Origin of the sequence: Mesorhizobium sp. M1227 (genome assembly GCF_040318315.1) — a bacterium.
Classification (GTDB): Bacteria; Pseudomonadota; Alphaproteobacteria; order Rhizobiales; family Rhizobiaceae; genus Mesorhizobium.
Genome location: NZ_JAMYLZ010000114.1, coordinates 1 through 671, shown reverse-complemented (window position 1 = coordinate 671; position 671 = coordinate 1). Strand labels below are relative to the sequence as shown.

1 protein-coding gene and 1 pseudogene are annotated in these 671 nt (G+C 65.4%); both read right to left on the bottom strand.

The window, feature by feature from the left end; genetic code table 11:
* Positions 1 to 406: ATP-binding protein (locus NKH28_RS34345; protein ID WP_352981469.1), on the bottom strand; the 406-nt coding region annotated here is incomplete at its 3' end.
* 16 nt (positions 407 to 422) lie between these two features.
* Positions 423 to 671: pseudogene (locus NKH28_RS34340) on the bottom strand (IS21 family transposase); the annotation flags it as partial.

Below are 671 nucleotides of genomic sequence, written 5' to 3'. Positions count from 1 at the left end.
TGCGCAGGTAGAGCACGGAATGGTCGAGCCGGGCGGCCTGACGTCCGAAGGCGCAGGCCAGCCAGGTCTTTCCGGTGCCGGTCTGCCCGGTGATGATGAGGTTTTCATGCGCCTTCAGCCAGGCGCCATGGGCGAGCGATAGCGTATTGCGCCGGTCGAGCCCGCGATGTGCGGCGAAGTCGATGTTCTCGATGCAGGCATCGGCAAAGCGCAGCCTGGCAACGGCGAGATGGTTGGTCACACGCTTGTCGGCACGCCTGGCGGCTTCACGATCGAGCATCAGGCCAAGCCACTCGTCGCGACTGAGATCGTCGGCGTTGCTCTGGTCGGCCAGGTCCCGATAGGCGGCGGCCATTCCGCCAAGGCCGAGAGCCTGCATCTGGTCGAGGGTTGGATGTGTCAGCATGGTTGGTTTCCTTCCTTCATTGATAATAGGAGCCGCCGCGGATGTTGGTGTGCGATGGCGTGGGCTTGACCGGCTCGGCCGCGGGCGGCACGCGGTCGAGGCCGGATTTGAGGATGGCGTTGACGGAGGAGTAGGTGATCGCATTGATGGTCGGCGCCCGCGCGCAGGCCGCCTCGAGCCGATCCCGCTCGTAGCGACGGGCCAGCGAGAGGATGCCAAACGCGGAACGGTATCCCTGCTCGGGATGGGGACGGTCGCGCATCAT